This is a genomic window from Enterobacter cloacae complex sp. SHL022 (genome assembly GCF_049237785.1).
Taxonomy (GTDB): domain Bacteria; phylum Pseudomonadota; class Gammaproteobacteria; order Enterobacterales; family Enterobacteriaceae; genus Enterobacter; species Enterobacter hormaechei_C.
Genome location: NZ_JBMKJH010000009.1, coordinates 188,476 through 194,475, shown reverse-complemented (window position 1 = coordinate 194,475; position 6,000 = coordinate 188,476). Strand labels below are relative to the sequence as shown.

General features: G+C 53.9%; 5 protein-coding genes and 1 rRNA gene. 3 read left to right on the top strand and 3 right to left on the bottom strand.

Annotation, left to right across the window (positions count from 1 at the left end; all coding sequences use genetic code 11):
• The first annotated feature begins 241 nt into the window (after positions 1 to 241).
• The 3 genes from rrf (at position 242) to birA (ending at position 2,479) form a co-directional block, all read left to right on the top strand.
• A 5S ribosomal RNA gene (rrf, locus tag ACOTZD_RS18870) occupies positions 242 to 357 on the top strand.
• A 134-nt stretch (positions 358 to 491) separates the two neighbouring features.
• On the top strand, positions 492 to 1,520 hold the full coding sequence (gene murB, locus ACOTZD_RS18865) for a UDP-N-acetylmuramate dehydrogenase (protein WP_022652019.1): 1,029 nt from the start codon (positions 492 to 494) through the stop codon (positions 1,518 to 1,520).
• Positions 1,517 to 2,479: a bifunctional biotin--[acetyl-CoA-carboxylase] ligase/biotin operon repressor BirA gene (gene birA, locus ACOTZD_RS18860; protein ID WP_003861169.1), complete on the top strand. Its 963-nt coding sequence runs from the start codon at positions 1,517 to 1,519 to the stop codon at positions 2,477 to 2,479. The genes murB and birA overlap by 4 nt, the downstream gene beginning before the upstream one ends.
• 35 nt (positions 2,480 to 2,514) lie before the next feature.
• Here birA and bcsG read toward each other — a convergent pair whose 3' ends face one another.
• Genes bcsG through bcsE form a run of 3 tightly spaced genes read right to left on the bottom strand, consistent with a single transcriptional unit; the run spans position 2,515 to position 5,940 of the window.
• Entirely contained in the window at positions 2,515 to 4,194 is a 1,680-nt protein-coding gene (gene bcsG / locus ACOTZD_RS18855; RefSeq protein WP_174402454.1) for a cellulose biosynthesis protein BcsG, read from the bottom strand.
• Positions 4,187 to 4,381: a cellulose biosynthesis protein BcsF gene (gene bcsF, locus ACOTZD_RS18850; protein WP_003861172.1), complete on the bottom strand. Its 195-nt coding sequence runs from the start codon at positions 4,379 to 4,381 to the stop codon at positions 4,187 to 4,189. The genes bcsG and bcsF overlap by 8 nt, the downstream gene beginning before the upstream one ends.
• Complete coding sequence (gene bcsE, locus ACOTZD_RS18845; protein ID WP_048241681.1) at positions 4,378 to 5,940, bottom strand: cellulose biosynthesis c-di-GMP-binding protein BcsE; 1,563 nt, start codon at positions 5,938 to 5,940, stop codon at positions 4,378 to 4,380. Before bcsE ends, bcsF begins: the two co-directional genes overlap by 4 nt.
• Positions 5,941 to 6,000: the final 60 nt, after the last annotated feature.

The window sequence follows — 6,000 nt, the reverse complement described above, 5'->3', positions numbered from 1 at the left end:
GATGCGTTGAGCTAACCGATACTAATGAACCGTGAGGCTTAACCTTACAACGCCGAAGATGTTTTGGCGAACGAGAGACAGACACGATTTTCAGCTTAGATTCAGAGTCCTAAGGATTTTGCGCTGAGACAAGGCGGCAAACGAAGGAAAGGAAGGAGCATACTGAGGTATGTGACTGACTTTACGAGAGCAGCCAACGCAGTATCAGTGCGAAAGACACAGGACAGAGCACAAGAATTTGCCTGGCGGCTTTAGCGCGGTGGTCCCACCTGACCCCATGCCGAACTCAGAAGTGAAACGCCGTAGCGCCGATGGTAGTGTGGGGTCTCCCCATGTGAGAGTAGGGAACTGCCAGGCATCAAACAAGTGAAGAGGCCATCCGCAAGGATGGCCTTTTTGCGTTTCTACACCTGCTTCCTTTCCATAAACAAATCACCTATCCCCCCATATATACGGTAAACTATCCCGGTTTTTGCATCAGGATAGCGTCTATGAATCACTCCCTTAAGCCCTGGAATACCTTTGGTATTCAACGGAATGCTAATCAAATTGTACGTGCCGAAAGTGCTCAGCAGTTGCTGAATGCATGGCAAAACGCAACAGGAAACGGTGAACCCGTACTTATTCTGGGCGAAGGAAGTAATGTCCTGTTTCTCGATGATTTTGCGGGGACGGTAATCGTCAATCGCATCATGGGGATTGAGTGTAAAGAGAGCGCTGAAAGCTGGCATTTACACGTGGGTGCTGGCGAGAACTGGCACCATCTGGTGCAATATACCCTTGAAAAAGGGATGCCCGGACTGGAAAACCTGGCCCTGATCCCGGGCTGTGCAGGATCATCTCCTATTCAAAACATCGGTGCCTACGGCATCGAACTGAAACACGTCTGCGAATATGTCGATTGCATCGAACTCGCGACCGGAACGGCGAAGCGCCTGACCGCAGAGCAGTGCCGCTTTGGTTATCGCGACAGCATTTTCAAGCACGATTATCAGGATCGTTTCGTCATTGTGGCCGTTGGTCTGCGCCTGGCGAAAGCCTGGAAACCCGTTCTGACTTACGGCGATCTGACCCGTCTTGACCCGGCTACCGTCACACCGCGTGAGGTATTTGATTCCGTATGCCACATGCGCATGACCAAGCTCCCGGACCCGAAAGTCAACGGAAATGCGGGCAGTTTCTTCAAAAACCCGGTGATCAGCAGCGAAAATGCAAAAGCATTTCTCGCTGGCTGGCCAACGGCCCCGCATTATCCTCAGGCGGATGGCAGCGTGAAGCTGGCCGCAGGCTGGCTTATCGATCAGTGTGAATTAAAAGGTACTACTCTTGGTGGCGCTGCTGTTCATCGTCAGCAGGCGCTGGTACTGATCAACCAGTCCAACGCGACAAGTGAGGATGTCGTCAACCTGGCGCACCATGTTCGTCAGCGCGTGGGCGAAAAATTCAACGTCTGGCTGGAGCCTGAAGTTCGCTTTATTGGCCGAACGGGCGAAGTGAATGCCGTGGAGACCATTGCGTGAAGGACAATACTATTCCGTTAACTCTCATCGGTATCCTTGCTGATGGCGAGTTTCATTCTGGCGAGCAGCTGGGCGAACAGCTGGGCATGAGCCGCGCTGCCATCAATAAACATATTCAAACGCTCCGCGACTGGGGCGTGGATGTGTTTACGGTGCCGGGAAAAGGCTACAGCCTGCCGGAACCGATCCAGTTACTGAATGAAGAGATCATCCGCAGCCAGATTGGGCACGGTAACGTCGCGGTATTGCCGGTCATTGATTCGACGAACCAGTATCTGCTGGATCGCCTGAGCGAGCTGAAATCCGGTGATGCCTGCGTTGCCGAGTACCAACAGGCAGGACGTGGCCGCCGGGGGCGTAAGTGGTTCTCACCATTTGGCGCCAACCTCTACCTTTCCATGTACTGGAGGCTTGAACAGGGGCCAGCTGCGGCCATCGGGCTGAGCCTGGTCATCGGCATTGTGATGGCAGAGGTGCTGCACGATCTGGGTGCCGATCAGGTGCGGGTAAAATGGCCCAACGATCTGTATCTCAACGATCGGAAGCTGGCGGGGATCCTGGTCGAACTGACGGGAAAAACAGGCGATGCCGCACAGATCGTTATTGGAGCGGGGCTGAACATGGTGATGCGAAACGTGCAGAACGATGTCGTGAACCAGGCCTGGACCAACCTACAGGAAGCGGGGATCACCATCGATCGCAATACGCTTGCCGTCCGCATGATCAATGAGTTGCGTAGTTCGCTGACGCTCTTTGAACAGGAGGGGTTAGCGCCATTCCTGTCCCGCTGGGAAAAGCTGGATAACTTTATTAACCGACCGGTGAAGCTGCTGATTGGGGATAAAGAGATTTACGGCACATCACGCGGCATTGACGCGCAGGGTGCGTTGCTTCTTGAACAGGATGGTGTGATTAAGCCCTGGGTGGGCGGTGAAATTTCGTTACGAAGTGCAGAGTAACCCTCTCCCCACAGGGGAGAGGGTGTAGCAGCTCATCACTGCGGATACGGCACCCAATCCCCGGCATTCAGTCGGACATAAGGCTTATTCTGATACTGGATCACCACCGCATTGGCGTTTTCCGATACCTCCGCCGTCTGCGGCAGCCCGCTGGTGAGCTGATCCCAGTTCACGCTATCTTCCACAAACAGCTTACCGTCTACTGCGCGAGCGACCAGTTCCGAGATAGCCAGATAGCTGCTTGGCTGGGTGATCTCAACTGGCGCTCCCTGATGCGGCGCCTTCATGCCAAAGAACTTAATCCCGGCCGGAACGTTAGTGATGGACGGGCTTGGGATATCGCGCAGACCAGACACCTGCATCCTGTCGCCTTTCAGCGCTCCCCCATGTTCCGGTACTACCACCACCATCACTTTGCGGCCTGATTTTTCCAGCTCGTTGAAGAACGCGTTCAGCTCGTCAAAGAACTTCTGCGCACGGGCCTTATAATCGGCCGTTTTACTCACGCCGGGATAATGGTTCCCGTCGTGCAGCGGCAGCGTGTTATAGAACGTCGCACTACGTGTCCCTTCCTCTTTGCCGACGGTATCTAACCAGCGCTGAAGCACGGCGGTATCGTCATACACCGGCGAGCCATCAAAGCCCAGCAACGTAACCGGCAGCCCTTTCTGGTCCATCAGCGGGGCCTGCATGCCACCCTGTTCACGTACTTCTTTCAGGAAGTTACCGAACTGACCGTTATGACCCATCATCAGGTGCTGGGTAAAGCCCAGTTTTGCCAGGTTATCAAACAGATAACACTGGTTAGCTGCCGGCTGGTAGAGGTTCTTATGCGAAGGCTGTCCGCAGCTGGCGCGCAGCAGGCGGATAGCCGCCGGGCCGCTGTACGACGTGGCCGAGTTGAAGTCCTTGAACTGAATATCGAAATGCGACCACAGTGGGTGCGACATCAAACCAGCCGCGTCAACGTCAGCCCAGGACAGAGAACAGATGTTAATGACCAGCAGCTCAAACGGCTGAGCATCGGCAGGCAGCGCGTCCGGGAATTTCGTCTGACGCTTATCTTCCGCAGCGTAAAAACTGGAGAGCCACGCGTTCAGGTTCGTGGATGTCGGCGGTGCAGTCTGCGCTGGAATATCCCCAACCACAGGCGTATCCCCTGCTGTCGCGACGGTCGCGGCGGCGGAACCGCCCGTGGTGGTCACGGTTGTCGTCGGCTGACCGGCTGGCCACAGCGAGAAGCTCGGGCCCGTCAGCGTCAGGACGTTAAGCCAGATCATAATCGCGACGACAAACACCGTCACCCGGATCCACTGAGACAGGAACAGCCAGGCGACCAGCAGGACAAATACCGCGCCAATCATCTGCCAGTTAATAAAGCGCTCAACCAGATCGAGCATATATTCCGCACTGAAACCTGCGACTTGGGAGCCCTGGCTCATGATGCTTTCAGGGCCGGGCAGCCAGGTATCATGCCAGAACAGGGCGAAACCGATGGGGATAGCGACCCAGTGACGTATACGGTGCAGCCTGAGGTTCGGGATTGGCATCAGCAGGAATGCCATAAACACCAGGTTAAGCAGAGGGTGGAAATTAAGATAGCCTGCCCACAGCAGACCAAACTTCACCAGAAAGTAGAAATTCCAGCCGGACAGGCCGCGCCAGTATTGCCAGAGTGGCGATGGCGCCGAAGAGGTATAGGTAGAATTAGTCATGTTTTCGGTTTGCCTTGACGTTCGGAGCGCGACTCAGTGTTCCGGCGGGTTTAATATAGCGAGGTTTGACGAACAGTAATCTGACCGTATCGCGAATACGGCGCAGGGAATGGCGTGCATAGTAGCCAAGCGGCAAAAAAATCAGCGCGCACAGAACAACCAGTTGGATGATATCGCTGATATTCATAATGGCGCGCTCTCCTTGTTCTCATCCAGTAAGCGTAGCGGCTCAGGTACCCGACGCCAGACATGCCCGTCATGTTTCGCGTTCAGAACCGGTTTGGCACCGCTTGTCACAGGCAACGGTTTCGCCCACTTTTCAGGAGCCAGGGCACGCATCTGGACAAGCTCAGCGCTGATCAAATTATCTTCAAACCAGACCATGCGGTTCGAGAAGATATCCCCGGTAGGAAGCGGGAAGATATGGTTAAGCGCCGTATCCAGATCGTTCACCCGGCAGAAGGAGAGGAACAGCACCAGGCGGTTATCGCCAATGGTCATGATATCCCCGATACGGTTAGGGCGGCACAGAGTAAGCGCCTGCTCAACGCGAATACCCGGCACGGGGCGCAGGGCAACCATCACCCCTTTTCCGTCTGCCGGTAACAGCGTATTGCTCATCATGTTGCCCACCGCATCGCAGAAGGTGTCCCATTTCTGGTAGCCGCGCAGTTTCATCGGCTGCGTCATTGAAAGCAGGGTGCTGATATCTTCCGGAACATGTCGATTAAACTGCTGGCCCTGGATGCTTTCGATCAGCGTCAGACAGCGCGACAGGGGAGCATTCCACGGGATGACCATATTCGCGCCGCAGCCCAGTAATAAGCGCTCATCGGTGGCGCGCAGGCTGGTATTATTTTCACGCACCACAATTTTTAACGCGCTGCCGCGCTGGCGACGTAATGTGTGAATGTGCCTTGCCAGCGTTTCGATTTGGTTATTCTGGATCAACGAGAAAATAATGGTCGCCGCCTGCGTGGTGCGCGCCTCATCAAATAAGGCTTCATTGGTATCGAACAGTGACCAGTGCTCAGACAGTGCAGGCGCACCTTCCAGTACCGCAATATGACTCAGAACGCGTTTTTCATCACTGCGTGGCTGAACTACCGTCTCTTCCTGTTGAGCAAGATGCCACTCATCCCCGACATGTTTGAGGGTAAGTTGTTGTCGGGAGCTCACCCCTTTTTCATTGCACCAGAAAGCCACGTCGTAAAGATGGCTGTCGGTCTGGACACGAATACTGGCCAGGCCATAGAGAGAACGGTATTCACTCATTAAAAGTGAAAAAAGCTTGTCATTATTACTGCCTGGGTTAACAACCAATAAGGTGCAATTTTGATTTTTTGCCCATCTGTTGATTCTTTCCAGCCATTTCAGCAGTTTTTCAGAGGGGATATTTTGCAGGCCGTTATTAGAGCATTTTAGAATCAGTAAATAGTGTTCAGGAACAATAGAACACTGAATATCGCGGGGTAAAAAGTATAGACTGTCAGCCTCCGCAGGCATGGAAAATAATCGTACTGTCTGGGGTCCACGGTCACTGTCGAGCCTGATGATTGACTTTGGCTCATCGCCCATCGTAATTATGGCCACGCGGGAATCCTTCCCCTGCGCCGCTATCGTCTGGTTTACCAGACTGATGGCATCTTCATTACGATCCGTATTAACCCACCAGACTCCTCCGACTGGCATGTGGCGCAATTCGTCCCATAATGACTGGATGCCAATAGAAAATATGGAGTCCACGGTGTCCCTCTTTTCGTCGAATTTCTATGTCTCTCAGTTTACTAGCGAAAGCGTAGAAAT